Source organism: Rothia sp. 27098_8_161 (assembly GCF_041432905.1).
Classification (GTDB): domain Bacteria; phylum Actinomycetota; class Actinomycetes; order Actinomycetales; family Micrococcaceae; genus Rothia.
The window spans coordinates 1-1,381 of record NZ_JAPWAL010000051.1 but is presented as its reverse complement, the minus strand read 5'-3'; the positions used below and the strand labels follow the sequence as shown (position 1 = coordinate 1,381).

2 protein-coding genes are annotated in these 1,381 nt (G+C 59.1%); both read left to right on the top strand.

All coding sequences use genetic code 11. The annotated features are described in order from the left end of the window. Window positions 1-352 (top strand): OsmC family protein (locus O3648_RS08290; protein WP_371569569.1); only part of this gene is annotated, 352 nt, incomplete at its 5' end. 313 nt (window positions 353-665) lie between these two features. Continuing rightward, window positions 666-1,381, top strand: a 716-nt coding sequence (locus O3648_RS08285; RefSeq protein WP_371569567.1) for an amino acid permease, incomplete at its 3' end; no start/stop codon positions are given.

Sequence of the window (1,381 nt, the reverse complement as noted above, 5' to 3'; positions counted from 1 at the left end):
CGGCGCAACACTCGACTTCGGTGTGGGTGAGGGCCTGCTAACCCCCGTCGAGCTACTACTCGCCGCTATTGCCGGATGCTCCTCCGTGGATGTGGACGCGGGCACCTCCCGCCGCTCCACCCCCGAGGTGTTCGAAGTGCTCGCCTCAGCACTGAAGCAGACCGAAGATGGCGCGGTGCGCCTCGACGACGTTGAGGTGGACTTTGACGTGCGCTTCCCTGAGGATGAGCAGGGTGCTAAGGCGCAGAAGATGGTGGACCGTCTGATTCAGCTCAGCGAGCAGAAGGACTGCACCGTTTCTCGTACCGTGGAACACCCCACGAACGTTTCGTTCTACAACCTGGCTGACTAAAGCCTGGCGAAGTAGATAAGCCAGGGGAACCTAGTAAACAGGTTTTGAACCCTCCTGTACCGCTTGTGATGAGATGGTGCGGGAGGGTTTTTCTGTGTTTTTGTGGTTTTGGGGTGGAAAAGAGCCTGAAAAGCGAGTAGGATTGACCCTCAGATTAGAAAAACTTACGATACGTAAGAAACCCTAATGATTGAAGAATTTCTTGACAGCAGGCTAAACCTTCGGCGACACCACCCGCAGCAAGACTAGACTGGACACCAGACTAGACCGCTAGCAAACGCACGAAGCAAGAGCCTCAGAAAGAAGACCTGACATGGCACAGCCTACAGAGACTTCCGGCGTTGCATCGGAAGCCACCTCCGCAGAGGGTGAACTGAAGCGAGGCCTCTCCGCCCGCCACATGCAGATGATCGCAATCGGCGGCGCAATCGGCACCGGCCTCTTCGTTGCCTCCGGTAAGACCATCTCCACCGCAGGCCCCGGCGGCGCAATCCTCGCCTACGCCCTCATCGGCATCATGGTGCTCTTCCTCATGCAGTCCCTCGGCGAGATGGCTGCTCACCTGCCCGTCCCCGGCGCATTCCAGACTTACGCGGCACGCTACGTGTCTCCGTCCTTTGGATTCGCCATGGGCTGGAACTACTGGTTCAACTGGGCGATTACCGTCGCTGCCGAACTCGTAGCCGTCGGCGAGGTGATGAGGTACTGGTTCCCGAACGTCCCATCCTGGGTATGGGCGGCAGGATTCCTCGTGCTGCTGACCGGCATCAACGCCCTCTCGGCACGCTCCTACGGTGAGAGTGAATTCTGGCTCGCCACCATCAAGGTCGTCACCGTGGTCGTCTTCCTCATCGCAGGTATCGCCATGATCTTCGGCATCCTGGGCGGTAGCTCCCCGGGCGTCTCCAACTGGACTGTTGGTGAGGCACCCTTCGTCGGCGGCGCACCCGCCGTACTCGCCATCTTCATGGTGGCTGGTTTCTCCTTCCAAGGCACCGAAATGATTGGTGTGGCAGCCGGCGAATCTGA